This window comes from Paraburkholderia sp. A1BS-2L (assembly GCF_051125205.1).
In the GTDB taxonomy this organism is placed as follows: Bacteria; Pseudomonadota; Gammaproteobacteria; order Burkholderiales; family Burkholderiaceae; genus Paraburkholderia.
Map to the genome: position 1 here is coordinate 1,119,849 of NZ_CP120428.1, position 26,394 is coordinate 1,146,242.

General features: G+C 62.3%; 25 protein-coding genes and 1 tRNA gene. All 26 read left to right on the forward strand.

Translation table 11 applies throughout. The features are described from left to right. Window positions 1-82 precede the first annotated feature (82 nt). The 26 genes from P5W98_RS05010 to P5W98_RS05135 all read left to right on the forward strand — a co-directional run bounded on the left by P5W98_RS05010 (window position 83) and on the right by P5W98_RS05135 (window position 26,350). On the forward strand, window positions 83-1,396 hold the full coding sequence (locus tag P5W98_RS05010; RefSeq protein ID WP_434718414.1) for a branched-chain amino acid ABC transporter substrate-binding protein: 1,314 nt from the start codon (window positions 83-85) through the stop codon (window positions 1,394-1,396). 147 nt (window positions 1,397-1,543) lie between these two features. Next, window positions 1,544-1,813 (forward strand): 30S ribosomal protein S15, encoded by a 270-nt coding sequence (gene rpsO / locus P5W98_RS05015; RefSeq protein ID WP_027795476.1) that lies wholly within the window; start codon window positions 1,544-1,546, stop codon window positions 1,811-1,813. A 344-nt stretch (window positions 1,814-2,157) separates the two neighbouring features. Continuing rightward, window positions 2,158-4,305: a polyribonucleotide nucleotidyltransferase gene (gene pnp, locus P5W98_RS05020; protein ID WP_421023552.1), complete on the forward strand. Its 2,148-nt coding sequence runs from the start codon at window positions 2,158-2,160 to the stop codon at window positions 4,303-4,305. A gap of 94 nt (window positions 4,306-4,399) precedes the next feature. Then, window positions 4,400-5,416, forward strand: coding sequence for an NAD(P)H-quinone oxidoreductase (locus tag P5W98_RS05025; protein ID WP_434718415.1), 1,017 nt, complete (start codon window positions 4,400-4,402; stop codon window positions 5,414-5,416). Window positions 5,417-5,595: 179 nt separating this feature from the next. Continuing rightward, a complete protein-coding gene (tpiA, locus tag P5W98_RS05030) occupies window positions 5,596-6,378 on the forward strand; it encodes a triose-phosphate isomerase (RefSeq protein ID WP_421023554.1) in 783 nt (260 codons plus the stop codon). Between the two features lie 100 nt (window positions 6,379-6,478). Beyond that, window positions 6,479-6,865, forward strand: a complete 387-nt coding sequence (gene secG / locus P5W98_RS05035; protein ID WP_035534397.1) for a preprotein translocase subunit SecG — start codon at window positions 6,479-6,481, stop codon at window positions 6,863-6,865. 111 nt (window positions 6,866-6,976) lie between these two features. Beyond that, window positions 6,977-7,061 (forward strand) — tRNA-Leu (locus P5W98_RS05040). 152 nt (window positions 7,062-7,213) lie between these two features. Continuing rightward, a complete protein-coding gene (gene ndhC / locus P5W98_RS05045; RefSeq protein ID WP_421044087.1) occupies window positions 7,214-7,573 on the forward strand; it encodes an NADH-quinone oxidoreductase subunit A in 360 nt (119 codons plus the stop codon). A gap of 72 nt (window positions 7,574-7,645) precedes the next feature. Continuing rightward, on the forward strand, window positions 7,646-8,125 hold the full coding sequence (locus P5W98_RS05050; RefSeq protein WP_035534401.1) for a NuoB/complex I 20 kDa subunit family protein: 480 nt from the start codon (window positions 7,646-7,648) through the stop codon (window positions 8,123-8,125). Between the two features lie 23 nt (window positions 8,126-8,148). Then, entirely contained in the window at window positions 8,149-8,754 is a 606-nt protein-coding gene (locus P5W98_RS05055; RefSeq protein WP_421023556.1) for an NADH-quinone oxidoreductase subunit C, read from the forward strand. A 9-nt stretch (window positions 8,755-8,763) separates the two neighbouring features. Then, the gene (locus P5W98_RS05060; RefSeq protein WP_421023557.1) at window positions 8,764-10,017 is read left to right on the forward strand and encodes an NADH-quinone oxidoreductase subunit D; all 1,254 of its coding nucleotides are present in this window, start codon (window positions 8,764-8,766) and stop codon (window positions 10,015-10,017) included. Between the two features lie 152 nt (window positions 10,018-10,169). After that, window positions 10,170-10,655 (forward strand): NADH-quinone oxidoreductase subunit NuoE, encoded by a 486-nt coding sequence (nuoE, locus tag P5W98_RS05065; RefSeq protein ID WP_421023558.1) that lies wholly within the window; start codon window positions 10,170-10,172, stop codon window positions 10,653-10,655. After that, the gene (nuoF, locus tag P5W98_RS05070) at window positions 10,652-11,980 is read left to right on the forward strand and encodes an NADH-quinone oxidoreductase subunit NuoF (protein WP_421023559.1); all 1,329 of its coding nucleotides are present in this window, start codon (window positions 10,652-10,654) and stop codon (window positions 11,978-11,980) included. The genes nuoE and nuoF overlap by 4 nt, the downstream gene beginning before the upstream one ends. A gap of 106 nt (window positions 11,981-12,086) precedes the next feature. Further along, window positions 12,087-14,420: an NADH-quinone oxidoreductase subunit NuoG gene (nuoG, locus tag P5W98_RS05075; protein WP_434718416.1), complete on the forward strand. Its 2,334-nt coding sequence runs from the start codon at window positions 12,087-12,089 to the stop codon at window positions 14,418-14,420. Beyond that, complete coding sequence (gene nuoH / locus P5W98_RS05080; protein WP_035534409.1) at window positions 14,421-15,485, forward strand: NADH-quinone oxidoreductase subunit NuoH; 1,065 nt, start codon at window positions 14,421-14,423, stop codon at window positions 15,483-15,485. A gap of 14 nt (window positions 15,486-15,499) precedes the next feature. Further along, window positions 15,500-15,988, forward strand: a complete 489-nt coding sequence (gene nuoI / locus P5W98_RS05085; RefSeq protein ID WP_035534411.1) for an NADH-quinone oxidoreductase subunit NuoI — start codon at window positions 15,500-15,502, stop codon at window positions 15,986-15,988. Between the two features lie 183 nt (window positions 15,989-16,171). Continuing rightward, the gene (locus P5W98_RS05090; protein WP_434718417.1) at window positions 16,172-16,849 is read left to right on the forward strand and encodes an NADH-quinone oxidoreductase subunit J; all 678 of its coding nucleotides are present in this window, start codon (window positions 16,172-16,174) and stop codon (window positions 16,847-16,849) included. Between the two features lie 11 nt (window positions 16,850-16,860). Beyond that, window positions 16,861-17,166 (forward strand): NADH-quinone oxidoreductase subunit NuoK, encoded by a 306-nt coding sequence (gene nuoK / locus P5W98_RS05095; protein WP_006052894.1) that lies wholly within the window; start codon window positions 16,861-16,863, stop codon window positions 17,164-17,166. 14 nt (window positions 17,167-17,180) lie between these two features. Then, window positions 17,181-19,232, forward strand: a complete 2,052-nt coding sequence (gene nuoL / locus P5W98_RS05100; RefSeq protein WP_434718418.1) for an NADH-quinone oxidoreductase subunit L — start codon at window positions 17,181-17,183, stop codon at window positions 19,230-19,232. 20 nt (window positions 19,233-19,252) lie between these two features. After that, window positions 19,253-20,752, forward strand: coding sequence for an NADH-quinone oxidoreductase subunit M (locus P5W98_RS05105; protein WP_421044083.1), 1,500 nt, complete (start codon window positions 19,253-19,255; stop codon window positions 20,750-20,752). 23 nt (window positions 20,753-20,775) lie between these two features. Then, window positions 20,776-22,248, forward strand: a complete 1,473-nt coding sequence (gene nuoN, locus P5W98_RS05110; RefSeq protein ID WP_434718419.1) for an NADH-quinone oxidoreductase subunit NuoN — start codon at window positions 20,776-20,778, stop codon at window positions 22,246-22,248. After that, on the forward strand, window positions 22,248-22,550 hold the full coding sequence (locus tag P5W98_RS05115) for a DUF2818 family protein (RefSeq protein ID WP_434718420.1): 303 nt from the start codon (window positions 22,248-22,250) through the stop codon (window positions 22,548-22,550). Before nuoN ends, P5W98_RS05115 begins: the two co-directional genes overlap by 1 nt. A 104-nt stretch (window positions 22,551-22,654) precedes the next feature. Further along, window positions 22,655-23,248 (forward strand): NUDIX domain-containing protein, encoded by a 594-nt coding sequence (locus P5W98_RS05120; RefSeq protein ID WP_421044080.1) that lies wholly within the window; start codon window positions 22,655-22,657, stop codon window positions 23,246-23,248. Between the two features lie 249 nt (window positions 23,249-23,497). Beyond that, window positions 23,498-23,953 (forward strand): DUF1178 family protein, encoded by a 456-nt coding sequence (locus P5W98_RS05125; protein WP_421079227.1) that lies wholly within the window; start codon window positions 23,498-23,500, stop codon window positions 23,951-23,953. A 67-nt stretch (window positions 23,954-24,020) separates the two neighbouring features. Next, entirely contained in the window at window positions 24,021-25,217 is a 1,197-nt protein-coding gene (locus P5W98_RS05130; protein ID WP_434718421.1) for an acyl-CoA dehydrogenase family protein, read from the forward strand. 11 nt (window positions 25,218-25,228) lie between these two features. Then, a complete protein-coding gene (locus P5W98_RS05135; protein WP_421079229.1) occupies window positions 25,229-26,350 on the forward strand; it encodes an acyl-CoA dehydrogenase family protein in 1,122 nt (373 codons plus the stop codon). Window positions 26,351-26,394: the final 44 nt, after the last annotated feature.

Below are 26,394 nucleotides of genomic sequence, written 5' to 3' on the forward strand. Positions count from 1 at the left end.
GCGATGGCTTGCCGGGGTGCGCATGGGCGTCCTATGATCCGCGCTTCACATGAACAGGGTCATGCACGAAGGGGGCGGGCGCATGAAGTCATGCAACAAGACACGATGGACGCGCGCGAAGGCGGCGCTGGCGGCGACAGGGTTGGGCGTGGCGCTGGCGGCGGCTGGCGCGCATGCGGCGAGCGCACCAGCGCCTGCTGGGCAGCCGATCCAGCTCGCGCTGATCGAAGGCATGTCCGGACCGTTCGCGGACGCGGGTGCGGCCGTCGAGCGCAATCTGCGTTTCGGCGTCGAGCGCGTGAATGCGCGCGGCGGCGTCACGCTGGCCGATGGGCGTCATCCGCTCGACCTCGTGGTCCTCGACAGCAAGGGCAGCACCGAGGCAGCGTTGATGCAGCTGCGTGCGGCGGTGGATCGCCATATCGGCTTCATCCTGCAGGGCAACAGCTCGGCGGTGGCGGCGGCGCTCGTCGCGGCGATCGATCGCCAGAACGCGCGCGAGCCCGATAATCGTGAGCTCTTCCTCAACTATTCGGCCGACGATCCCGCACTTACCAACGCGAATTGCAGCTTCTGGCACTTTCGCTTCGACGCGCACGCGGGCATGCGCATGGAGGCGCTCGCGGACGTGATCGCCGCCGACAAATCGGTGAGGAAGGTCTATCTGCTGAATCAGGACTACAGCTTCGGCCACGATGTGAGCACGCTCGCACGCGCGGCGCTGGCAAAGCGGCGCCCGGACATCGCCGTGGTGGGCGACGAGTTTCATCCGATCGGCCGGGTGAAGGATTTCGCGCCTTATGTCGCGAAGATTCGCGCGGCGGGTGCGGATGCGGTCATCACCGGTAATTGGGGCAGCGATCTCACGCTGCTCGTGAAGGCCGCGCGCGAACAGGGGCTCGACACCCGGTTCTACACGTTCTACGGCAACAGTCTCGGCGCGCCGGCGGCGCTCGGCGAGGCCGGCGTCAAGCGCGTGATCGCCGTGGCCGACTGGCATCCGAACGCGGGCGGCGCGGGCTCCGACGCGTGGTATGCGGCGTTCCGGGCCCGCTATCCGGCACCGCAGGACGACTATCCGGTGCTGCGCATGAGCATGCTCGTGGAGATGCTCGCCCAGGCCATGACGAAGGCCGGCTCGGCGCAGCCGGAAGCGGTCGCGACGGCGCTCGAGGGCATGCGCTTCGCGGGAGACGAAAGCAGCTTCCATCCGATGTGGATGCGCGCCGACGATCATCAGGTGATCCAGCCCCTTTACGTGATGCAGATGGACAAGCAGGGCGCGCCGGGCGTGCGCTACGACAACGAGGGGTCGCAATACGGCTTTCGCACGGTGCTGACGCTGCCGGCGGAACGCACGGTGCCGGCGACGGTCTGCAAGATGAAGCGTCCCTGAACCGGGCCCGTGCAGGCCGTGCTCGCGGCGAATTCGGCCTGTGCTACAATGCGCGTCTTGTCGTGATTTACGGCAAGACAGCAATAGTCACAACCACGGCACGGCCATTCTTCCGTGACCGCTTGTTTGTTTTAAAGGAAAAGCAAAATGTCCGTAGCAGATATCAAGAAGTCCGACATCGTCGCGCAATTCGCGCGTGGCACCGGTGACACGGGTTCGCCCGAAGTCCAGGTTGCCCTCCTGACGTCGCGTATCAACGAACTGACCGGCCACTTCAAGTCGCACGCGAAGGATCACCACAGCCGCCGCGGTCTGCTGCGCATGGTGAGCCGCCGCCGCAAGCTGCTCGACTACCTGAAGGGCAAGGACGCAGATCGTTACCGCGCACTGATCGAGAAGCTGGGTCTGCGCAAGTAATCGCAAGGTCTTGCCGAAAGATGCCTGTGTCAGTTCCACTGATGCAGGCATTTTGTTTTTGAACGGTCCGCTTCATGCGATGCGCGCCGGATAGCAGTACGAAGCAGCAACCATAGCGGTAAAAGCAGCAGTAAGAGCAGCAGGGCCGGGCCTCGGGGCAGAGCTTTGTGTCATTCCATCGAATCGTGCGACAACACGTCGTAGACGCGCCGCGTCATCGTCGCATCCGCGCGGTCCGCTGGAATGGCATAACACTCCTCTACCTGCGCGGTGCCGGATTCTGTCTTGCCGTGTCGCCCGCGTGTGCGGGCGATGCATAACAAATGAGTAAGGAGTGAGTGACCATGACCATGTTCAATAAAGTCGTGAAGGAATTCAAATGGGGCCAGCACAATGTGCGCCTCGAAACCGGTGAAATCGCCCGTCAGGCGAGCGGCGCCGTCATCGTCGACGTCGAAGACACCGTGGTGCTCGCGACCGTCGTTGGCGCCAAGACCGCGAAGCCGGGTCAGGACTTCTTCCCGCTCACCGTCGACTACATCGAGAAGACGTATTCGGCCGGCAAGATTCCGGGCGGCTTCTTCCGCCGCGAAGGCCGTCCGTCGGAAGGCGAGACGCTGATCTCGCGCCTGATCGACCGCCCGCTGCGCCCGCTTTTCCCGGAAGGCTTCTACAACGAAGTCCAGGTCGTGATCCACGTTCTGTCGATCAACCCGGAAATCCCGGCTGACATCCCTGCGCTGATCGGCGCGTCGGCTGCACTGGCGATCTCGGGTCTGCCGTTCAACGGTCCGGTTGGCGCCGCACGCGTTGCTTACATCAACAACGAATACGTGCTGAACCCGACGCGCGCGCAGATCAAGGACTCGCGTCTCGACCTCGTCGTGGCCGGTACCGAGCGCGCCGTGCTGATGGTGGAGTCGGAAGCCGACCAGCTGCCGGAAGACGTGATGCTCGGCGCCGTGGTGTTCGGCCACGAGCAGATGCAAACGGCCATCGACGCAATCCACGAACTGGTGCGTGACGGCGGCAAGCCCGAGTGGGACTGGCAGCCGGCGCCGAAGGACGAAGCGCTCATCGCGCGCGTCACGGCCATCGCCAACGACAATCTGCTCGCCGCATATCAACTGCGCGACAAGCAGCAACGCTCGACCAAGCTGAAGGAAGTCTACGCAGCAACGTCGGCGAAGCTCGAAGAAGAAGCGGCTGCGGCCGGCACGACGGCGGCCGACAAGGCGACGGTCGGCAACATCATTTTCGACCTCGAAGCGAAGATCGTCCGCTCGCAGATCCTCAACGGCGAGCCGCGCATCGACGGCCGTGACACGCGCACCGTGCGCCCGATCGAGATCCGCACCGGCGTGCTGCCGCGTACCCACGGTTCGGCGCTCTTCACGCGCGGCGAAACGCAGGCGCTGGTCGTCGCGACGCTCGGCACCAAGGGCGACGAGCAGATCATCGACGCGCTCGAAGGCGAGTACCGCGACCGCTTCATGCTCCACTACAACATGCCCCCGTTCGCGACCGGCGAAACGGGCCGCGTGGGTTCGCCCAAGCGCCGTGAAATCGGCCACGGGCGGCTGGCCAAGCGCGCGCTCGTCGCGTGCCTGCCGAGCGCCGAAGAGTTCGGCTACTCGATCCGCGTGGTCTCGGAAATCACCGAGTCGAACGGTTCGTCGTCGATGGCTTCGGTGTGCGGCGGCTGCCTCGCGCTGATGGACGCCGGCGTGCCGATGAAGGCGCACGTCGCCGGTATCGCGATGGGCCTGATCCTCGAAGGCAACAAATTCGCTGTGCTAACCGACATCCTCGGTGACGAAGATCACCTCGGCGACATGGACTTCAAGGTTGCGGGCACGGAAGCTGGCGTGACCGCGCTGCAGATGGACATCAAGATCCAGGGCATCACCAAGGAAATCATGCAGGTCGCCCTCGCGCAAGCGAAGGAAGGCCGTATGCACATCCTCGGCAAGATGACCTCGGCGGTGTCGGGCGTGAACACGGAACTGTCGGCCTACGCTCCGCGCATGATCACCGTCAAGATCAACCCGGAGAAGATCCGCGACGTGATCGGCAAGGGCGGTTCGGTGATCCGCGCGCTGACCGAAGAAACCGGCACGACCATCGACATTTCGGACGACGGCGTCGTGACCATCGCTTCGACCTCGAGCGAAGGCATGGCCGAAGCGAAGAAGCGCATCGAGAACATCACGGCTGAAGTGGAAGTGGGCCAGGTGTACGAAGGCGCGGTCCTCAAGCTGCTCGACTTCGGCGCGATCGTGAACCTGCTGCCGGGCAAGGATGGCCTGCTGCATATTTCCGAAATCGCCAACGAGCGCATCAAGGACATCAACGACTACCTGAAGGAAGGCCAGATCGTGAAGGTCAAGGTCATCCAGACGGACGAGAAGGGCCGCGTGCGCCTGTCCGCCAAGGCGCTGCTCAACGAAGCAGCCGCTAACGGCGCACCGCAGGGCGAGCCGCAGCAGTAAGGCGGATTGCTGAAACGGCCGGCACGCGATGAGCGCGCCGGCCGTTTTTTTATGAGAATGTGAGATTGAGGTTTACGCCCTACGGAGACGCGAGATGAAGGCAGTGGAAATTACTGAATTCGGTGCGCCGGACGTGCTCAAGCTGACCGAGCGCCCGATGCCCGAGCCGAAGGCCGGCGAGGTGCTGATCAAGGTGGGTGCGTCGGGCGTGAATCGCCCCGACGTGTTTCAGCGCAAGGGTTCGTATGCGCCGCCGCCGGGGATTTCCGATCTGCCGGGGCTCGAAGTGGCGGGCGAGATCGTCGGCGGGACGATCGACGAAAAGAGCAATCCGTTCGGCCTGAAGCTCGGCGATCGTGTGTGCGCGCTGATCGCGGGCGGCGGCTACGCCGAGTACGCGGTCGCGCCGCTCGGTCAGTGCCTGCCGGTGCCGAAGGGACTCACGGATATTGAAGCGGCGTCGTTGCCCGAGACCTATTTCACGGTGTGGAGCAACGTGTTCCAGCGCGCCTTGCTTGGCAAGGGCGAGGGCGGCGAGAACGAGACGCTGCTCGTGCAGGGCGGTTCGAGCGGGATCGGCGTTACGGCTATCCAGATTGCGCATGCACTCGGCTTTCGCGTCTTCGCGACCGCGGGGTCGGACGACAAGTGCCGGGCCTGCGAGCAGTTGGGCGCCGACCGCGCCATCAACTATCGCAACGAAGATTTCGTGGAGGTCGTTAAGGCGCTCACGAACGACCGTGGCGTCGACGTGATTCTCGACATGGTTGCGGGCGGTTACGTGTCGCGCGAGCTTTCGGCACTGGCCAATGGCGGCCGCATCGTACTGATTGCGACGCTCGGCGGCTCGAAGGCCGAGGTCAACATGGGCGAAATCTTGCGCCGCCGCCTGACGATTACGGGCTCGACACTGCGCGCCCGTTCGGTTGAATTCAAGGCGCAGATCGCCCACGAATTGAAGGCGAATGTGTGGCCGCTGCTTGAAGAGGGGCGGATCAAGCCGGTCGTGTTCCGCGTCTTCCCGGCTGCGCGGGCGGCCGAGGCCCACGCGCTGATGGAGAGCAGCGAACACATCGGCAAGATCATGCTCGATTGGGGGCAGTCGACCTGATGGCGCCGCTATGAACCCGCGCGGGCCCGCTGTATGGGGCAACGGCGGGTTCATGCTTTGATTTTTCGGCATTTTTTTGATGCTTTTTTCGCGGGTCCGGAGCAGGCCGGTTTGACCCGCCTCGATTGCACGCAGTAAAATTCTGCGTTTTGCGTCCGCTTTTAACAGCAACCGGAACAATGACGAATCAACGATCGAAGCTCGTAGTCGGTAACTGGAAGATGCATGGTCGCCTCGCGGCCAATGCGGCATTGCTCGAAGGCGTCGTGCAGGGCGTGCAGTCGCTGCACGCCGGGGTGCGCGTCGGCGTGTGCGTGCCGTTTCCCTATCTTGCGCAGGCTCAGGCTTTGCTCGGCGGCAGCCGCGTAGTCTGGGGCGCGCAGGACGTGTCCGCGCACGAGCAGGGCGCCTGGACGGGCGAAGTCGCAGCGGGCATGGTTGCCGAATTCGAGGCAGGGTTCGCGATCGTCGGTCACTCCGAGCGTCGGGCGTATCACGGCGAAAGCTCCGAACTCGTCGCGCAGAAGACGCAGCGCGCGCTTGCGGCCGGCCTCACGCCGATCGTCTGCGTGGGCGAGACGCTGGAGCAGCGTGAAGGCGGTACGACCGAGCAAGTGGTCGGCGCGCAGCTGGACGCAGTGCTGGCGGTGCTGTCGGTCGAAGAGGCGGCGCGCATCGTCGTAGCCTATGAGCCGGTCTGGGCCATTGGCACGGGCAAGAGCGCGACTGCGGAGCAGGCGCAGCAGGTACATGCGTTCCTGCGTGCGCGGCTTGCCGCGAAGGGCGCGCAGGTGGCGGACGTGCCGCTGCTGTACGGCGGCAGCGTGAAGCCGGAGAATGCGGCGGAGTTGTTTCGTCAGGCCGATATCGATGGTGGCCTGATCGGCGGCGCTGCGCTGAAGGCTGGAGATTTCCTCGCGATTTGCGCGGCCGCTGGGGCGGGCGTGAGCGTCGCGGGATAAGAGTAAGGCTTGGGCACGTCGCCTCCCGCGACGCTCGTGCCGGCCGCACATGCGCATGCCTCCGGGGAGGCTGTGCTCAACAAGGACTCAGGTGAGTGTGATGCTGTATTTGAAAACGTTGATTATCGTCGTCCAGATTCTGTCGGCGCTCGGGGTGATCGGCCTCGTTTTGCTGCAGCACGGCAAGGGCGCCGACATGGGCGCCGCGTTCGGCAGCGGTGCTTCGGGTAGCCTGTTTGGCGCGACCGGCGCCGCGAACTTTCTGTCGCGCACAACGGCGATTCTTGCAACGGTCTTTTTTGTCTCGACGCTTGCATTAACTTACTTGGGGTCTTATCATTCGAAGCCTTCGGCAGGCTTGCTGGGCGCTACGGCGCCGGCTCCCGTCGTGGCTTCGGCGCCGGTTGCTGCATCTGTTCCTGCGGCTTCCGCGGCTAGCGCTCCGGCGGCAGCGCCGGCCGCCGCCAGCAACGACGTACCGAAATAATTCTGAAAAACTTGTTTTTGTGCATTGAACAAAGAGCGGGAACAAGTTAGAATTTAAGTCTTGAAGCGATTCGCGGGTTGCATGAAATTGTTGTCCCGGATTGCATGTAGTGCCGACGTGGTGAAATTGGTAGACACGCTATCTTGAGGGGGTAGTGGCGAAAGCTGTGCGAGTTCGAGTCTCGCCGTCGGCACCAATGTTATCTAAAAAATGCCAGCCGCTTGCTTCAGCTTCGGCTGGCATTTTTGTTTTATACGTCGTGTTCGTAGCGCGAAGTACGTAAAGTGATTCCCGCAGCGCGACTTGAAGTTCCTGCGGAACCTCAGAACCAACCGAAAGAGGATAGCCTTGAATCTCGCTACCTATTACCCCGTCCTGTTATTCCTTCTCGTAGGTCTTGGTCTGGGCGTGGCGTTGGTTAGCATCGGCAAGATCCTCGGTCCCAACCGGCCCGACAGCGAAAAAATTTCACCGTACGAGTGCGGCTTCGAAGCGTTCGAAGACGCGCGCATGAAGTTCGATGTACGGTATTACCTCGTGGCCATTCTCTTCATCATCTTCGACCTCGAAACGGCGTTCCTGTTTCCGTGGGGTGTTGCCCTGCGCGATATCGGCTGGCCGGGCTTCCTGTCGATGATGCTGTTTCTGCTCGAATTCCTGCTGGGCTTTGCCTACATCTGGAAGAAGGGCGGTCTCGACTGGGAATAAGAGGTTAATCGCCGGATAGCATGGGTGGCGCTGCGGACACGCCGCAGGTCGTCCGTCTGGAGTGGAAAGCACATGAGTATCGAAGGGGTCTTGAAGGAAGGGTTTGTCACCACGACGGCTGACAAGCTGATCAACTGGACGCGCACCGGCTCGCTGTGGCCGATGACGTTCGGTCTTGCGTGTTGCGCGGTCGAGATGATGCACGCGGGCGCGGCCCGTTACGACCTCGACCGCTTCGGCGTGGTGTTTCGCCCGAGCCCGCGTCAGTCAGACGTGATGATCGTTGCCGGCACGCTGTGCAACAAAATGGCGCCCGCGTTGCGCAAGGTCTACGATCAGATGGCCGAGCCGCGCTGGGTGATTTCGATGGGCTCGTGCGCCAACGGCGGCGGCTACTACCACTATTCGTATTCGGTCGTGCGCGGGTGTGATCGCATCGTGCCGGTCGACGTCTACGTGCCGGGTTGTCCCCCGACAGCGGAAGCCCTCGTGTACGGGATCATCCAGTTGCAGGCGAAGATCCGTCGTACCAGCACCATCGCCCGTCAATAAAGGCCAAGCGCCTCCCCCATAATATGGCAAGCAAACTCGAGACCCTGAAAGCGAACCTCGAAGCGGCCCTCGGTGCGCGCGTCGTCAGTCTCACCGAAGCGCTCGGCGAATTGACCTTGGTCATAAGCTCTGCAGATTACCTCAGCGTGGCGAAGGAGCTCCGCGACAATCCGTCGCTTCGCTTCGAGCAGTTGATTGACCTGTGTGGCGTCGACTATCAGACATACGGCGATGGCGCTTGGGAAGGCCAGCGCTTCGCGGCCGTGTCGCATCTGCTCTCCATCACGAATAACTGGCGTCTGCGCCTGCGCGTGTTCGCGCCGGATGACGACGTGCCCATCGTGTCCTCGCTTGTCGACATCTGGAGTTCGGCCAACTGGTACGAGCGCGAGGCGTTCGACCTGTTCGGCATCGTCTTCGAAGGTCACCCCGACTTGCGCCGCATCCTGACCGACTACGGTTTCATCGGCCACCCGTTCCGTAAAGACTTCCCGATATCGGGCTACGTCGAAATGCGTTACGACCCGGAGCAGAAGCGCGTGGTTTACCAGCCGGTCACGATCGAGCCGCGCGAAATCACGCCGCGCGTGATCCGCGAGGATCGCTACGGTGGTCTGAGGAAACACTAAGAGGGTCGCATGTCAGAGATCAAGAACTACACGCTCAACTTCGGCCCGCAGCACCCGGCAGCGCACGGCGTGCTGCGCCTCGTGCTCGAGCTCGACGGCGAAGTGATCCAGCGCGCCGATCCGCACATCGGCCTGCTGCACCGTGCGACGGAAAAGCTCGCAGAAAACAAGACCTTCATTCAGTCGGTCCCGTACATGGACCGTCTCGACTACGTGTCGATGATGGTCAACGAGCACGGCTATGTGCTTGCCATCGAGAAACTGCTCGGCATCGAGGTGCCGATTCGCGCGAAGTACATTCGCGTGCTGTTCGACGAAATCACGCGCGTGCTCAACCACCTGATGTGGATCGGCTCGCACGGGCTCGACGTGGGCGCGATGGCGGTATTCCTCTACGCGTTCCGCGAGCGCGAAGACCTGATGGATGTCTACGAGGCGGTCTCGGGCGCGCGCATGCACGCGGCTTACTATCGTCCGGGCGGTGTGTACCGCGATCTGCCCGACGCGATGCCGCAGTACAAGGCTTCGAAGATCCACAACGAGAAGGCGCTCGCGCGCATGAACGAGGCGCGCCAGGGCTCGGTGCTGGACTTCATCGACGACTTCTTCACGCGCTTCCCCGCTTGCGTCGACGAGTATGAAACGCTCCTCACCGACAACCGCATCTGGAAGCAGCGTCTCGTGGGCATCGGCGTGGTGACGCCGGAGCGCGCGATGCAACTGGGCCTGACCGGCGCGATGCTGCGCGGCTCGGGCATCGAGTGGGATCTGCGCAAGAAGCAGCCTTACGAGGTTTATGACCAGCTCGACTTCGACATCCCCGTGGGTGTGAACGGCGACTGCTACGACCGCTACCTCGTTCGCGTCGAGGAAATGCGTCAATCGACTCGCATCGCGAAACAGTGCATTGAGTGGCTGCGCAAGAATCCTGGCCCAGTGATGGTCGACAATCACAAGGTTGCGCCGCCGTCGCGCGTCAACATGAAGTCGAACATGGAAGAGCTGATTCACCACTTCAAGCTCTTCACCGAAGGTTTCCACGTGCCCGAAGGCGAGGCCTACGCAGCCGTGGAGCATCCAAAGGGCGAATTCGGCATCTACCTGGTGTCGGATGGCGCCAACAAGCCGTATCGTCTGAAGATCCGCGCACCGGGCTATGCCCATCTGTCCGCGCTGGATGAGATGGCGCGCGGTCACATGATTGCCGACGCGGTCACGATCATCGGCACGCAGGACATCGTGTTCGGTGAAATTGACCGCTAAGCAGCGAACTGCCGGTGCGTCCTGGCAAGAGGGCGCATGGCGAAATACCGGGAACGCCACGTCTGTCGCAGCGAGCAGGTACGCTTCACGCGCGACGGGAGTTTGTGTGGCGGGAATTGCAACGGTAGGAAATGAAAGAGTCGTGTCTGAAAATGATCTCAGCTGAAGGCCTGAAAGAAATCGATCGCGCGTTGACGAAGTACCCCGCCGATCAGAAACAGTCTGCCGTAATGGCGGCGTTGGCCGTTGCTCAGGAAGAGCATCGCTGGCTGTCGCCCGAACTCATGCAGTTCGTGGCCGATTATCTTGGCATGCCGCCTGTCGCGGTCCAGGAAGTCGCCACCTTCTACACAATGTTCGAGACGAAGCCTGTCGGCAAGCACAAGATCACGCTCTGCACGAACCTGCCGTGCCAGCTCGGCCCGGATGGCGGTGCGGAAAGCACCGCTGCATATCTGAAGCAGAAGCTCGGAATCGACTTCGGCGAAACCACGCCCGACGGCAAGTTCACCTTGAAGGAAGGTGAGTGCATGGGCGCGTGCGGCGACGCACCGGTGCTGCTGGTGAACAACCACCGCATGTGCAGCTTCATGAGCCGCGAGAAGATCGACCAGCTGCTCGAGGAGCTTTCGAAATGACTTCGTTGCACGATCGTCACATTCAACCTCTGATTCTCGCGGGCCTGAACGGCGAGAACTGGCATCTCGAAGACTATGTCGCGCGTGGCGGCTACAAGCAGTTGCGCCGCATCCTCGAAGAAAAGATTCCGCCCGAGCAGGTCATCGCCGACGTCAAGGCCAGCGGCCTGCGCGGTCGTGGTGGTGCGGGCTTCCCGACGGGCCTGAAGTGGAGCTTCATGCCGCGTCAGTTCCCGGGGCAGAAGTATCTCGTCTGCAATTCGGACGAAGGCGAGCCGGGCACGTTCAAGGATCGCGACATCCTGCGCTGGAATCCGCATTCCGTGATCGAAGGTATGGCCATCGGCGCGTACGCGATGGGTATCACTGTAGGCTACAACTACATCCACGGCGAAATCTTCGAGGTCTATCGCCGCTTCGAGGCCGCGCTTGAAGAGGCGCGCCAGGCTGGCTACCTCGGCGACAACATTCTCGGCACGGACTTCTCGTTCCAGCTGCACGCGCACCACGGTTATGGCGCGTACATCTGCGGCGAAGAAACCGCGCTGCTCGAGTCGCTCGAAGGCAAGAAGGGCCAGCCGCGCTTCAAGCCGCCTTTCCCGGCGAGCTTCGGCGTGTACGGCAAGCCCACCACGATCAACAATACCGAGACGTTCGCCGCGGTGCCGTTCCTGCTGACCGTTGGTCCGCAGACGTACATGGAGATTGGCAAGCCGAACAACGGCGGCACCAAGATTTTCTCCATCTCGGGCGACGTGGAGCGTCCGGGCAACTACGAGGTTCCGCTTGGCACGCCGTTCGCGAAGCTCATGGAACTCGCCGGCGGCGTGCGCGGCGGCAAGAAGCTCAAGGCCGTGATTCCGGGTGGCTCGTCGGCGCCGGTCATTCCGGGCGACTTGATGATGCAGACGGACCTGGACTATGACTCCATTGCCAAGCAGGGCTCGATGCTCGGCTCGGGCGCGGTCATCGTCATGGACGAAACGCGCTGCATGGTGCGCTCGCTGCTGCGTCTGTCGTACTTCTACTATGAAGAGTCGTGCGGCCAATGCACGCCGTGCCGAGAGGGTACCGGCTGGCTCTATCGCGTCGTGAATCGCATCGAGCATGGCCAGGGCCGCCAGGAAGACCTGGACCTGCTGAACTCGGTGGCGGGCAACATCATGGGCCGGACGATCTGCGCACTCGGCGATGCAGCGGCCATGCCGGTGCGCGGCATGCTCAAGCACTATTGGGACGAATTCGAATATCACGTGCACAACAAGCGTTGCCTGGTCGGCGGACATGCCGGCTCGCACGCGGCCTCGCAAACTGTGGCTGCATAAGGCGGCTTAAAGGCAAAGGCGTGTTGGGCGCGAACCGCGTGGCGGAACGCAACGGGGTAGACCGCTGGGTAATTGAGCGGTAACAGGTTAGGGACGATTAACCATCATGGTTGAACTTGAAATAGACGGCAAGAAGGTGCAGGTGCCCGAAGGCAGCATGGTGATCCAGGCTGCGCAACGGGTCGACACGTACATTCCGCACTTCTGCTATCACAAGAAGCTGTCCATCGCGGCCAACTGCCGGATGTGTCTCGTTGATGTCGAGAAGATGCCGAAGGCCGTGCCCGCGTGCGCGACGCCGGTGTCGCAAGGCATGGTCGTGCGCACGACGTCCGACAAGGCCGTGCAGGGTCAGCAAGCCGTGATGGAATTCCTGTTGATCAACCACCCGCTCGACTGTCCGATCTGCGATCAGGGCGGCGAATGCCAGTTGCAGGATCTGGCGGTTGGCTATGGCAAGTCGGCCTCGCGCTATAGCGAGGAAAAGCGCGTCGTGTTCCACAAGAACGTTGGCCCGCTCATCTCGATGGAAGAGATGACGCGCTGCATTCACTGCACGCGCTGCGTGCGCTTCGGCGACGAAATTGCCGGTGTGATGGAACTCGGCATGCTCGGCCGCAGCATGCACTCGGAAATCAGCACTTTCGTCGGCAAGACGGTGGACTCGGAACTCTCGGGCAACATGATCGACCTGTGCCCGGTCGGCGCGCTCACGAGCAAGCCGTTCCGCTTCTCCGCGCGTACGTGGGAACTGTCGCGCCGCAAGTCGGTGAGCCCGCACGATTCGACGGGCGCGAACCTCGTCGTGCAGGTGAAGAACAACCGCGTGATGCGCGTGCTGCCGTTCGAGAACGAAGCCATCAACGAGTGCTGGATCTCGGACAAGGACCGCTTCTCGTATGAAGGGCTGAACGCCGAGGATCGCCTCACGCATCCGATGATCAAGCAGGGTGGCCAGTGGGTCGAGACCGACTGGCAGACTGCGCTCGAATACGTGGTGAAGGGTATCAAGGGCATCAGCGACGAGCACGGCGAGAACCAGCTCGCTCTGCTCGCGAGCCCGCACAGCACGGCCGAAGAACTCTATCTCGCGAAGCAGTTCGCGGACGCGATCGGTACGCCGAACGTCGACTTCCGGCTGCGCCAGAGCGACTTCTCGGCGCCGCTCGCGGGCGCGCCGTGGCTCGGCACCAAGATTGCGGATCTGTCGTATGCCGACTCGGCGTTCGTGATCGGCTCGTTCCTGCGCCGCGACCACGCGCTGTTCGCAGCGCGTCTGCGCCAGGCAGCGAAGGGCGGCGCAAGCGTGGCATTCCTGCAGGCATCGGCCGACGGCTCGCTGATCCCGAACGCGCAGCGTATCGTCGCCGCGCCTTCGGCATGGCTTGACGAACTGGGTGCGATTGCCGCGGCGGCTGCGGAGGCGAAGGGTGTTGCGCTGCCTGAAGGCTTCGCCGGCGCGCAGGCGAACGACGCCGCAAAGCAGGTGGCCGCCTCGCTCGCGAGCGGTGAGCGCCGCTTCGTGCTGCTCGGCAACGCTGCCGTCCAGCATCCGGAATTCGCGCGGCTGCATGCGGCTGCGCAGTTCATCGCCGAAACGACGGGTGCGACGCTCGGTTTCCTCACCGAAGCTGCGAATACGGTCGGCGCGCACCTCGTGGGCGCCTTGCCGGGAAGCAACGGCCTGAACGCTCGCGAAGTGTTCGAGCAGCCGCGCAAGGGTTACTTGCTGTTCAACGTCGAACCCGAGTTCGATACGGCCAACCCGGCTGCCGCGCGCGCCGCGCTTGCGCAGGCCGAGATGGTCGCTGTGTTCTCGCCGTTCAAGACCGGCCTCGACTACGCCGACGTGCTGCTGCCCATCTCGCCGTTCACGGAGACCTCGGGCACGTTCGTCAACGCGGAGGGCACGGTCCAGTCGTTCAACGGCGTCGTGCGTCCGCTCGGCGACACGCGGCCGGCCTGGAAGGTCCTGCGCGTGCTCGGCACGCTGCTCGGCGCGCAGGGCTTCGAGTACGAAACATCGGAAGACGTGCGCCGCAAGGCGCTCGGCGACGGCGACATCACTGCGCGCCTGTCGAACAAAGCCACGGCCCAGGTGACTCGAGGCAGCCTTGCGAAGGCAGCCGTTGGCCGCTTCGAGCGCCTCTCCGACGTGCCTATCTACCGCGCCGATCAACTCGTGCGTCGCGGCGAGGCGCTGCAGCTCACAATGGCGGCACGCGTGGCGAACACCATCGGCTTGCCGGCCGCGCTCTTCGACCAGCTCGGCCTGAAAGAGGGTGACGCCGTGCGCGTGCGCCAGGGCGAGCTCTCGGTGACCGCGCCCGCGACGCGCGATGCGAATCTTGCGCCGACGGCGGTGCGCGTGTCGGCAGCAACGCCGGCCGCCGCGCAGCTCGGCAGCCTGTTCGGTGAACTGCTGGTGGAGAAGGCGTAAATGAGCTTGTTCGATACGATCAATGCAGGCGGCAGCCAGCTGCTCGGCGTGGCATGGCCCACCGTCTGGGCGCTGGTGCGCATTCTCGTCGTCGCGGTGGTGATCCTGCTGTGCGTGGCGTACCTGATCCTGTGGGAGCGCAAGCTGATCGGCTGGATGCACGTGCGTCTCGGCCCGAACCGCGTGGGTCCCGGCGGCATGTTGCAGCCGATCGCCGACGTGCTGAAGCTGCTGCTCAAGGAAGTCATTCAGCCTGCGCAGGCGAGCCGCTGGATCTATATGGTCGCCCCGATCATGGTGGTGGTGCCGGCCTTCGCGGTCTGGGCGGTGATTCCGTTCCAGGCGGGCGCGGTGCTCGGCGACATCAACGCGGGTTTGCTCTACGTGATGGCGATTTCGTCGTTCGGCGTCTACGGCGTGATTCTCGCGGGCTGGGCCTCGAACTCGAAGTATGCGTTCCTTGGCGCGATGCGCGCCGCGGCGCAGATGGTCTCGTATGAAATCGCGATGGGCTTCGCGCTGGTCGTGGTGCTGATGGTGTCGGGCAGCCTGAACCTCTCGGACATCGTTCGCGGCCAAATGCAAGGCATGTTCGCGAGCCACGGCGTCACGTTCCTCTCGTGGAACTGGCTGCCGCTGCTGCCGATGTTCGTCGTCTACTTCATCTCGGGCCTCGCCGAAACGAACCGCCATCCGTTCGACGTGGTGGAAGGGGAGTCGGAAATCGTCGCCGGCCACATGATCGAGTACTCGGGGATGGGCTTTGCGCTCTTCTTCCTCGCTGAGTACATCAACATGATCGTGATCTCGGCGCTTACGTCCGTGCTGTTCCTCGGCGGCTGGAGCGCACCGTTCGCGTTCCTCGATTTCATTCCGGGCGTCTTTTGGCTGGTGCTGAAGACTTTCTTCTTCCTGTCGGTGTTCATCTGGGCGCGCGCGACGTTCCCGCGCTATCGCTATGACCAGATCATGCGTCTTGGCTGGAAGGTGTTTATTCCGGTGTGCGTCGTGTGGCTGATCGTGATCGGCTTCTGGTATATGTCGCCGCTGAGCATCTGGAAATAAGGGGCGAAGGAAACATGACCGCTATCCAAAACTTCTTCAAGACGTTCTTCCTGACCGAGCTGCTCAAGGGGCTCGCGCTGACGGGTCGCTATGCCTTCAAGCGCAAGTTTACCGTGCAGTTTCCGGAAGAGAAGACTCCGATCTCCCCGCGCTTTCGTGGCCTGCATGCATTGCGGCGCTATGAAAACGGCGAAGAGCGCTGCATCGCGTGCAAGCTGTGCGAGGCCGTGTGTCCCGCGCTCGCGATCACAATCGAATCGGAAGTGCGCGCGGACAACACGCGCCGCACCACGCGCTACGACATCGACCTGACCAAGTGCATCTTCTGCGGCTTCTGCGAAGAGAGCTGCCCGGTCGACTCGATTGTCGAGACGCACATTCTCGAGTATCACGGCGAGAAGCGCGGCGATCTGTATTTCACGAAGGATATGCTGCTGGCCGTCGGCGACCGCTACGAAGCGCAGATCGCGGCGAACAAGGCAGCAGATGCACCGTACCGTTGATCTTCAGTTTGACGCTGTATCGGCCCGCAGTTCGGGTCCGCTGCGGGGAACGTGTGTGTCTGGGCAAAAGCCGGGCGCCGCAAAGCCGCAGCCCGGGAACCGCGGCGCGATGCCTTCTGGTCTGGCCGCCAGTTTGCGCTGCGCAATCCGCCTTACGATGGCCTCAACGATGAACCAGTAATCATGGAATTCACGACCGTCCTGTTCTACATCTTCGCGCTGCTGCTCACGCTATCAGGGCTGAAGGTGATCACCTCGCGCAATCCTGTCTCGTCCGCGCTCTTCCTCGTGCTCGCGTTCTTCAACGCGGCCGCGGTGTGGATGCTGCTCGAGGCCGAATTCCTCGCGATCCTGCTGGTGCTCGTCTACGTGGGCGCGGTGATGGTGCTGTTCCTGTTCGTGGTGATGATGCTGGACATCAACATCGACGTGCTGAGCCGCGACTTCAAGCGCTTCGTGCCGGTGGCGACCATCGTGGGAGCGATCATCGTGATCGAGACCGCGCTGATTCTGTGGCACGGCTATGGTGCGACCACCGCGCCGGTGCCGGATACCTCGGCCGCGGCCGCCGCATCGGTGTCGAATACGCACCTGATCGGCAAGATCATCTATACCGATTACATCTTCGCATTCGAAATTGCCGGCCTCGTGCTGCTCGTGGCGATCGTCGCGGCTATTTCGCTGACCGTGCGCGAGCCCAAGAACGCCAAGCGCCAGAACGTTTCGAAGCAGGTTAGCGTGCGTCGCCAGGACCGCGTGCGCCTCGTGAAGATGCCTGCGGTCAAGGATGTTCCGGAAGTGGCCGAGGCGAGCGACGCCGAAGCGACCCCGGCCGCGACCGGCACCAAGAGCCAAGCGTAGAGGAGAGCATTATGTTGACCCTGGCCCATTACCTCGTCCTCGGCGCGATCCTCTTTGCGATCTCGATCGTCGGCATTTTTCTGAATCGGCGCAACGTCATCATCATCCTGATGGCGATCGAGCTGATGTTGTTAGCGGTGAACACCAATTTCGTCGCGTTTTCTCATTACCTAGGTGACGTTCACGGACAGATTTTCGTGTTCTTCGTGCTAACTGTTGCGGCAGCGGAAGCCGCAATTGGTCTGGCTATTCTTGTGACTCTGTTCCGCAGCCTCGACACGATCAATGTCGAGGACCTCGATCAGCTCAAAGGTTAAGGCAGGCTCTGTTTATGGCAACGACACTCAACGAAACCCTATTGCTGGCGATCCCGCTGGCGCCGCTCGCCGGTTCTCTCATTGCCGGGTTGTTTGGCAAAACGGTGGGGCGCGCGGGCGCGCATACGGTCACCATTCTTGGCGTCGCGATTGCTTTCGTGCTCTCGTGCATCACGTTCTTCGACGTGGTGAACGGCGCGAGCTTCAACGCGACCATCTACGAATGGATGTCGGTGGGCGGCCTGAAGTTCGAAGTGGGCTTCCTGGTCGACTCGCTGACGGCGCTGATGATGATCGTCGTGACCTTCGTGTCGCTGATGGTGCATATCTACACGATCGGCTACATGGCGGAAGAAGAGGGCTACCAGCGCTTCTTCTCGTACATCGCGCTGTTCACGTTCTCGATGCTGATGCTCGTGATGAGCAACAACTTCCTGCAGCTGTTCTTCGGCTGGGAAGCAGTGGGCCTCGTCTCGTACCTGCTGATCGGCTTCTACTTCAAGCGTGAAAGCGCCATCTACGCGAACATGAAGGCGTTCCTCGTGAACCGCGTGGGCGACTTCGGCTTCCTGTTGGGCATCGGCCTGCTGCTCGCGTACGGCGGCTCGCTCAATTACAACGACGTGTTCGCGAAGGGCCACGAAATTGCCGCGCTGACGTTCCCGGGCACCTCGTGGAACCTGCTCACGGTCTCGTGCATCTGCCTGTTCGTCGGTGCGATGGGCAAGTCGGCGCAGTTCCCGCTGCACGTCTGGCTGCCTGACTCGATGGAAGGCCCGACGCCAATCTCGGCGCTGATCCACGCCGCCACCATGGTGACGGCCGGCATCTTCATGGTCGCGCGCATGTCGCCGCTGTTCGAACTGTCGGACGCCGCGCTTTCGTTCATCGTCGTGATCGGTTCGATTACCGCGCTCTTCATGGGCTTCCTCGGCATCGTGCAGCACGACATCAAGCGCGTGGTCGCTTACTCCACGCTCTCGCAGCTCGGCTACATGACCGTGGCGCTCGGCGTGTCGGCGTATCCCGTCGCGATGTTCCACCTGATGACGCACGCGTTCTTCAAGGCGCTGCTGTTCCTCGGCGCGGGCTCGGTCATCATCGGCATGCACCACGACCAGGACATGCGCAACATGGGCGGCCTGCGCAAGTACATGCCCATTACGTGGATCACTTCGCTCATCGGCTCGCTCGCGCTGATCGGCACGCCGTTCTTCTCGGGCTTCTATTCGAAGGACTCGATCATCGAGGCGGTGAAGGCTTCGCACCTTGCGGGCTCGGGCATCGCCTATTTCGCGGTGGTCGCGAGCGTGTTCGTGACGGCGCTGTACTCGTTCCGCATGTACTTCCTCGTGTTCCACGGTGAAGAGCGCTTCCGTAATCCGAAGCATCCCGATTCGCCGATGGGCGCCGAAGCTGCAGTGCATGGTCACGGCAACGGCCATGGCCACGACGATCACCACGTTCACGTGCCGCACGAGTCGCCGTGGGTGATCTGGGTGCCGCTGGTCCTGCTCGCGATCCCGTCGGTGATCGCCGGCGCCTATGCGATTCAGCCGCTGCTGTTCGGCGACTTCTTCGCGCACGGCGTGGCGTTCCAGAAAGTCATCTTCATTGGCGAAAATCACCCGGCGCTTGCTGAGATGGGTGAAGAATTCCATGGCTGGGTCGCGATGGGCGCGCACGCGTTCTCGGGTCTGCCAGTGTGGCTTGCACTCGCGGGTGTGATCGTGGCCTGGTTCTTCTACATGAAGCGCCCGGATCTGCCGGCCGTCGTGTCGCGCATGTTCTCGCCGGTGTACAAGCTGCTGACGAATGCGTATTACCTGGACAAGATCAACGAAGTCGTCTTCGCTCGCGGAGCGGTCGCTATCGGTCGAGGGCTGTGGAAGGAAGGCGATGTCGTCGTGATCGACGGCGTCGTGAATGGGAGCGCCAAGTTTATCGGCTGGTTTGCATCGGTCATTCGTTTCCTGCAATCCGGCTATATCTACCACTACGCATTTGCCATGATCATTGGCATGCTTGGCCTCCTTACTCTGTTTGTAACGCTCAGCGGCAAATAAGAAGGCGAGGAAAAAAACGCATGCACGCAACTCCGATTCTCAGTATTGCGATCTGGATGCCGATCGTTTTCGGCATCATCGTTCTTATAGTGGGTTCCCTTCGGAGCTCGAGCGCGGACCGCTGGCTCGCGCTCATCGGTTCGGTGCTTAGTTTCCTCGTCACCCTTCCGCTCGTTTCGGGCTTCGACACGACCACGGCTGCACTCCAGTTCGAGGAGAAGTCGGTCTGGATCGAGCGGTTCAATATTTCGTATCACCTCGGCATCGACGGCATTTCATTGTGGCTCGTGGTGCTGACTGCGCTTATCACAGTGATCGTTGTGATCGCGGGCTGGCAAGTGATCCAGAAGAACGTCGCCCAGTATTACGCCGCGTTCCTCATCTTGTCGGGGTTGATGGTTGGCGTCTTCTGCGCCGCCGACGGTCTGCTGTTCTACGTGTTCTTCGAGGCTACGCTCATTCCGATGTACATCATCATCGGCGTGTGGGGCGGTCCGAACCGCGTGTATGCGGCGTTCAAGTTCTTTCTCTATACGCTGGCCGGCTCGCTGCTGATGCTGATCGCGTTGCTGTACCTCTACCGCGAGACGGGGACGTTCGATCTTGCTACGTGGCAGGGCGCGAAGCTTGCAATGACGCCGCAGATCCTGCTGTTCATCGCGTTCTTCTTCGCGTTCGCGGTCAAGGTGCCGATGTGGCCGGTCCACACGTGGTTGCCGGATGCGCACGTCGAGGCCCCCACGGGCGGCTCGGTGGTGCTGGCCGCCATCATGCTGAAGCTCGGCGCGTACGGTTTCCTGCGTTTCTCGCTGCCGGTCACGCCTGATGCGAGTCACTATCTGGCGCCGGTAATCATCACGCTGTCGCTGATCGCCGTGATCTACATTGGTCTCGTGGCGATCGTGCAGTCGGATATGAAGAAGCTGGTTGCGTACTCGTCGATCGCGCACATGGGCTTCGTCACGCTCGGCTTCTTTATGTTCGGCCCGTCGAGCCAACTGGCGATGGAAGGCGCAATCGTCCAGATGATCTCGCACGGCTTCGTCTCGGGCGCGATGTTCCTTTGCATTGGCGTGCTGTATGACCGCATGCACACGCGCGACATCGCCGATTACGGCGGCGTCGTCAACACGATGCCGAAATTCGCGGCTCTGGCCATGCTGTTCGCGATGGCCAACTGCGGCCTGCCGGGCACCTCGGGATTCGTCGGCGAATTCATGGTGATTCTGGCGGCAGTGAAGTTCAACTTCTGGATCGCTTTCGGGGCGGCGTTCACGCTGATCCTGGGCGCGGCCTATACGTTGTGGCTGTACAAGCGGGTGTACTTCGGCGCCGTCGCGAACGACCATGTTCGCGAGCTGAAGGACATCAGCAGCCGTGAATACCTGATTCTCGGGGTGCTCGCGCTGCTCACGCTTTTCATGGGCGTCTACCCGAAGCCCTTTACCGATGTGATGCACGTTTCCGTGGAAAACCTCCTCTCCCACGTCGCAGTGTCGAAGCTGCCGCTGTCACAGTAATACGAGCGGAGGAACAAAAGATCATGCCAAACGCCCCTATGAACGCTCTGCTACCCGACGCGCTGGTCATGGCCGGTGTCGTCGTTGCGTGGCTCAACGACACGTTCACCGGTCCTTCGGGCCGGCGCACGACCTATTTCATCGCGCTGCTGACGACCGTGATCGCCGGCATCTGGTTCGCGGTGAACGCGTTCGATCCGCACGTGTACTACTATTTCACGCGGATGTACGTGGTGGACGCGTTCGCCAGCGCCATGAAGTCGGTGGTCACGCTCGGCTACGCGGTCACGATCGTGTACTCACGCAAGTACCTCGAAGACCGCGACATGTTCCGGGGCGAGTTCTTCCTGCTCGGCATGTTCTCCTTGCTTGGCCAGATCGTGATGATCTCGGGCAACAACTTCCTCACGCTGTACCTCGGCCTCGAGCTGATGTCGCTGTCGCTCTACGCGGTTATCGCGCTGCGCCGTAACGCGACGCAGTCGAACGAAGCGGCCATGAAGTACTACGTGCTGGGCGCGCTCGCGTCAGGCTTCCTGCTCTACGGCATCTCGATGCTGTATGGTGCGACCGGCTCGCTCGACCTCGGCGACGTGTTCAAGGCGGTTGCCTCGGGCCACATCAACGACATCGTGCTGCTGTTTGGCGTGGTGTTCATCGTCGCGGGCGTGGCGTTCAAGATGGGCGCGGTGCCGTTCCACATGTGGGTGCCCGATGTCTATCAAGGCGCGCCTACGGCCATGACGCTGCTCACCGGTGGCGGCCCGAAGGTCGCGGCGTTCGCGTGGGCCGTGCGCTTCCTCGTCATGGGTCTGCTGCCGCTGGCCGTGGACTGGCAGGAAATGCTGATCATTCTGGCGGCGCTCTCGATGATCGTCGGCAACATCACGGGTATCGTCCAGCGCAATGTCAAGCGCATGCTGGCTTACTCGGCGATCTCGAACATGGGCTTCGTGCTGCTTGGCCTGCTGGCCGGCATCGTCGACAACAAGGCGACCGGGGCGGCCAGTGCGTACAGCTCGGCGATGTTCTACAGCATCGTCTATCTGATCACGACGCTTGGCGCGTTCGGCGTCATCATGCTGCTGGCCCGCCGCGATTTCGAGGCTGAAACGCTCGACGACCTCAAGGGTCTGAACCAGCGCAGCCCGGTGTTTGCGTTCGTCATGATGCTCATGATGTTCTCGCTTGCCGGCATCCCGCCGACGGTCGGCTTCTACGCGAAGCTTGCCGTGCTCGAAGCGACCATGAATGCGGGCCTGACCTGGCTTGCCGTGCTCGCGGTCATTACGTCGCTGTTCGGCGCGTTCTACTACCTGCGCATCGTCAAGCTGATGTACTTCGACACGCCGCAGGACACCGCGCCGATCGAGAGCCATGTCTGCAATCGCGCGCTGCTCACGCTCAATGGCGTGGCGGTGCTGGTGCTCGGCATTGTCCCCGGACCGCTGATGTCGCTCTGCCTGCGGGCCGTCTCGCATACGCTGCCTCTGTAATGTCGGCAGCAGGGTGGTTTATTGTGTTGTTGGCGCTCGCGGGCGCCAACCTGCCGTTTCTCAATCAGCGATTGTTCGGTATGGTGCCGTTGCGCGCGCAGAAGAAAAGCGTGTGGATTCGCATTGCCGAAATGATCGTGCTGTATTTTGTGGTTGGCGCGTTCGGCTTCATGCTGGAGGCGCGCGCCGGCAACCGCTTTGACCAGGGCTGGCAGTTCTACGCCATCACGTTCAGTCTGTTTGTCGTGTGCGCGTTCCCCGGCTTCACCTGGCAATATCTCGTCAAACGCCGCCCGGCGTAATGCGTGCTCCTCGTCCCGCACGAGGAGCACGCCATTCGATCACATTGCGATCACATTGCGGTTTCCCGCGATTTATCCGTACAAGCGCTTCCCAGAGGTTGAACATGGCTGCTGAACATCATAAGCACGACCCGGCGCTCGCCGAGACGTGTGTGGAAAGCACGACGCTCCACGCGGGCAAATTCCTTACGCTCAAGTGCGACACGGTTGCTTTGCCCGACGGCAAGCATGCGACGCGCGAGTATGTCCAGCATCCGGGCGCCGTCATGGTGATCCCGCTTTTCGACGATGGCCGCGTGCTGATGGAGCGCCAATATCGGTATCCGCTTTCGCGGGTGATGACCGAATTCCCGGCCGGCAAGCTCGATCCGCAGGAAGGCGCGCTTGCCTGCGCGATCCGCGAGCTCAAGGAAGAGACGGGCTACGCGGCGCGCGAGTATGTCTATCTCGCGCAGATTCATCCCGTGATTTCGTACTCGACTGAATTCATCGACATCTATCTTGCGCGCGGTTTGACCGCGGGCGAGGCCAAGCTCGACGACGGCGAGTTTCTCGAGACATTCACGGCAACGCTGCCCGAACTGCTCGAATGGGTGCGGACCGGCAAGATCACCGATGTGAAGACAATCATCGGCACGTTCTGGCTCGAAAAGGCGCTGTCGGGCGCCTGGCCGCTCGGGCAGCCTGAGCGGGGCTGAGCTTCGCGCGCCGCTGGCGGCGGCTGCACGCCAATCCATTGAATACGGCGGCCTTCGCTTTTCGAAGGCCGCCGTATTCATATCAGCCAGGCTTTTTTGCGCTGAGCGCACCGTGCTGGGCGGCGCTACAATCACCGGCAAACCGGCCGTTCGGTACCGAGGGGATAGTGAATACCCTGGGCAAAAATTTACGAACGATCGTTCAAAAATGTACGTTTTGAGCTACACTCAACGCAAGCCTCGATTCTCATGAAGGTCCTCGATTTACAGTGCCCAGACGGCCATCGGTTTGAAGGCTGGTTCGCTTCCGCTGACGACTTCGAGTCGCAGCTTTCGCGCAAGCTGGTTGAATGTCCGATGTGCGGCGCCACCAATGTAAGCCGCGTGCCGTCCGCACCCCGACTGAATCTGTCGGGCGCGAACGCGGCATCGTCCGCTGCAGGCCAGGCGCCACAGTCCGCTCAAGCGGCACAGGCGGCGCAATGGCAGGCGCATGCGATGCGCGTGATGCGCGAGGTCCTGGAGAAGACGGAGAACGTAGGCGACCGTTTCGTCGAGGAGGCGCGGCGCATTCACTACAACGAAGCGCCGGCGCGCAACATCCGCGGGGTGGCATCAGCGGAAGATGCGCAAGCTCTCGTCGAAGAAGGCATCGATGTGATGCCGCTGCCGGTTCCGGCCGCGTTGAAGGGCCCGCTGCAATAAGGTGATGCGGGTCTTCGCCGTGGCTTGGGGTGTATTCCCCACCGTCCGCGGCCAGGAGACAACCCGCATGGATCTCGACTACACCCCCACCGACGACGCATTTCGCGCCGAAGTCCGCGCCTGGCTCGAGGCCAATCTGCCTCAAGCCGTGCGCGAAAAAGTACTCAATCACAAGCGCCTCAGCCGCGACGACATCGCCAACTGGCACAAGCTGCTCGGTCAGCGCGGCTGGTCGGTGCCAGCGTGGCCAGCCGAATATGGCGGCCCGGGCTGGAACGAAACGCAGCGCCACATCTGGGACGAGGAATGCGGCCGAATTGGCGCGCCGATGGTCCTGCCATTCGGTGTCTCGATGGTCGCGCCCGTGCTCATGAAGTACGGTAACGACGCGCAAAAGCGACGCTATCTGCCGCGCATTCTCTCCGGCGAAGACTGGTGGTGCCAGGGCTATTCCGAACCCGGCTCGGGCTCGGATCTGGCCTCTTTGCGCACGCGTGCTGTTCGCGAGGGCGACCACTACGTCGTGAATGGTCAGAAGACCTGGACCACGCTCGGCCAGCACGCCGACATGATCTTCTGCCTCGTGCGTACAGATCCCGCCGCGAAGAAGCAGGAGGGCATCTCGTTTCTGCTCATCGACATGAAGACGCCCGGCATCACCGTGCGCCCGATCATCATGCTCGATGAAGACCATGAGGTGAACGAAGTATTCTTCGAAGACGTGAAAGTCCCGGTCGAGAATCTCGTTGGCGAAGAGAACTGCGGCTGGACCTATGCGAAATATCTGCTTGGCCATGAGCGAACGGGCATCGCGCGCGTGGGCGCGTCAAAGCGCGAACTCGCGTTCCTCAAACGTGTCGCGCTGGAGCAGAAGAAGCACGGCAAGCCGTTGCTGCACGATCCGGTTTTCGCGGCGCGCGTGGCCGCCGTCGAAATCGAGTTGATGGGGCTCGAAGTGACCGCCGAGCGTGTGATCGCGAGCAGCGGCCATGGTCGGGGCCCTGGGCCCGAGGCGTCGATGCTCAAGATCAAGGGCACCGAAATCCAGCAGGCGCTCACCGAGTTGATGGTCGATGCGGTCGGTCCGCTGGCCGCGCCGTTCGATCCGGCGTTCCTCGAGGGCGAGCGTGCACACGCGGCCGGCGGCGACGATGATGCAGCACCGCTCGCGGCTTACTACTTCAACTATCGCAAGACGTCGATTTACGGCGGGTCGAACGAAATCCAGAAGAACATCATCGCGCAGATGATTCTGGGGATTTGAGGAGCGGCGCAATGGACTTCAATTTCACCGAAGAGCAACAGCAACTTGCCGACGCGCTGCGTCGCTATCTCGACAAGAATTACGGCTTCGAAGCGCGCCAGGCGATCGTGAAGACGCCTGAGGGCGTTTCGGCTGCGCACTGGAACGCGTTCGTCGAACTTGGCCTCACGGCGCTGCCGGTGCCGGCGGAGCAGGGCGGTTTCGACGGTTCGCCGTTCGACATGCTCGTGGTCATGCAGGAACTGGGCCGTGCGCTCGTGATCGAGCCGTACTGGGCGACTGCCGTGGGCATCGAGGCGCTCAAGCTTACGAGCGCGGAAAATGCGCAAAACGCGCAACTGCTGGAGCGCGCGGCGGCCGGCGAGATCAAGCTCGCTGCGGCATTTCATGAACCCGATGCGCGCTATGACCTGTTTGCTCTCGGCACGCTCGCAAAGGAAACCGGCGACGGCTTTACGCTCACGGGCAGCAAGTCGGTCGTGCAGCACGGCGCGCAGGCCAACTACTGGATCGTGCCGGCCCGCCTCGCGGGCGAAGTCGCGCTGTTCGTGGTGCGGCGCGATGAGAAGGGCGTCGAGGTGAGCGACTATCGCACGATCGACGGCCAGCGCGCTGCGACGCTCAAATTCGACGGCGCGAGTGCGAGCCGCCTTGCTGGCGCGGGCGCGGCCACGTGGGAGAGAATTGCCGATTACGCAACCTTCCTGCTGTGCGCGGAAGCCGTTGGCGCCATCGACGCCCTCAATCATGCGACCGTCGAGTACACGAAGACGCGCCAGCAGTTCGGCGTGCCGATCGCGCGTTTCCAGGCGCTCCAGCACCGCATGGCCGAGATGCTGATCCATGGCGAGCAGGCGCGCTCGCTCACGTATCTGGCGGCTGCGCGTTACAGTAGCGCTTCGGCTGACGAGCGGCGCCGCGCGATTTCGGCAGCCAAGGTTCGCGTCGGGCAGGCGGCGCGCTACGTCGGCCAGCAGGCCGTGCAGTTGCATGGTGGCATGGGTGTGACCAACGAAGTCGCGGCAGCGCATTTGTTCAAGCGCCTCACGATCATCGAGACCACGCTCGGTGACGTCGATCACCATCTCGAACGTTTTGCTTCGCTGCCTGGGTTTGCGCAGGCGGCCGCTTGAGGTTCAATGCGCGCGTGCGGGTAAGGCGTTATGAAGCGCGTCGA

Coding starts and splice junctions, on each gene's coding strand:
- P5W98_RS05010 (WP_434718414.1), top strand. CDS start 83: ATGAAGTCATGCAACAAGACACGATGGACGCGCGCGAAGGCGGCGCTG.
- rpsO (WP_027795476.1), top strand. CDS start 1,544: ATGTCCGTAGCAGATATCAAGAAGTCCGACATCGTCGCGCAATTCGCG.
- pnp (WP_421023552.1), top strand. CDS start 2,158: ATGACCATGTTCAATAAAGTCGTGAAGGAATTCAAATGGGGCCAGCAC.
- P5W98_RS05025 (WP_434718415.1), top strand. CDS start 4,400: ATGAAGGCAGTGGAAATTACTGAATTCGGTGCGCCGGACGTGCTCAAG.
- tpiA (WP_421023554.1), top strand. CDS start 5,596: ATGACGAATCAACGATCGAAGCTCGTAGTCGGTAACTGGAAGATGCAT.
- secG (WP_035534397.1), top strand. CDS start 6,479: ATGCTGTATTTGAAAACGTTGATTATCGTCGTCCAGATTCTGTCGGCG.
- P5W98_RS05050 (WP_035534401.1), top strand. CDS start 7,646: ATGAGTATCGAAGGGGTCTTGAAGGAAGGGTTTGTCACCACGACGGCT.
- P5W98_RS05055 (WP_421023556.1), top strand. CDS start 8,149: ATGGCAAGCAAACTCGAGACCCTGAAAGCGAACCTCGAAGCGGCCCTC.
- P5W98_RS05060 (WP_421023557.1), top strand. CDS start 8,764: ATGTCAGAGATCAAGAACTACACGCTCAACTTCGGCCCGCAGCACCCG.
- nuoE (WP_421023558.1), top strand. CDS start 10,170: ATGATCTCAGCTGAAGGCCTGAAAGAAATCGATCGCGCGTTGACGAAG.
- nuoF (WP_421023559.1), top strand. CDS start 10,652: ATGACTTCGTTGCACGATCGTCACATTCAACCTCTGATTCTCGCGGGC.
- nuoG (WP_434718416.1), top strand. CDS start 12,087: ATGGTTGAACTTGAAATAGACGGCAAGAAGGTGCAGGTGCCCGAAGGC.
- nuoH (WP_035534409.1), top strand. CDS start 14,421: ATGAGCTTGTTCGATACGATCAATGCAGGCGGCAGCCAGCTGCTCGGC.
- nuoI (WP_035534411.1), top strand. CDS start 15,500: ATGACCGCTATCCAAAACTTCTTCAAGACGTTCTTCCTGACCGAGCTG.
- P5W98_RS05090 (WP_434718417.1), top strand. CDS start 16,172: ATGGAATTCACGACCGTCCTGTTCTACATCTTCGCGCTGCTGCTCACG.
- nuoK (WP_006052894.1), top strand. CDS start 16,861: ATGTTGACCCTGGCCCATTACCTCGTCCTCGGCGCGATCCTCTTTGCG.
- nuoL (WP_434718418.1), top strand. CDS start 17,181: ATGGCAACGACACTCAACGAAACCCTATTGCTGGCGATCCCGCTGGCG.
- P5W98_RS05105 (WP_421044083.1), top strand. CDS start 19,253: ATGCACGCAACTCCGATTCTCAGTATTGCGATCTGGATGCCGATCGTT.
- nuoN (WP_434718419.1), top strand. CDS start 20,776: ATGCCAAACGCCCCTATGAACGCTCTGCTACCCGACGCGCTGGTCATG.
- P5W98_RS05115 (WP_434718420.1), top strand. CDS start 22,248: ATGTCGGCAGCAGGGTGGTTTATTGTGTTGTTGGCGCTCGCGGGCGCC.
- P5W98_RS05120 (WP_421044080.1), top strand. CDS start 22,655: ATGGCTGCTGAACATCATAAGCACGACCCGGCGCTCGCCGAGACGTGT.
- P5W98_RS05125 (WP_421079227.1), top strand. CDS start 23,498: ATGAAGGTCCTCGATTTACAGTGCCCAGACGGCCATCGGTTTGAAGGC.
- P5W98_RS05130 (WP_434718421.1), top strand. CDS start 24,021: ATGGATCTCGACTACACCCCCACCGACGACGCATTTCGCGCCGAAGTC.
- P5W98_RS05135 (WP_421079229.1), top strand. CDS start 25,229: ATGGACTTCAATTTCACCGAAGAGCAACAGCAACTTGCCGACGCGCTG.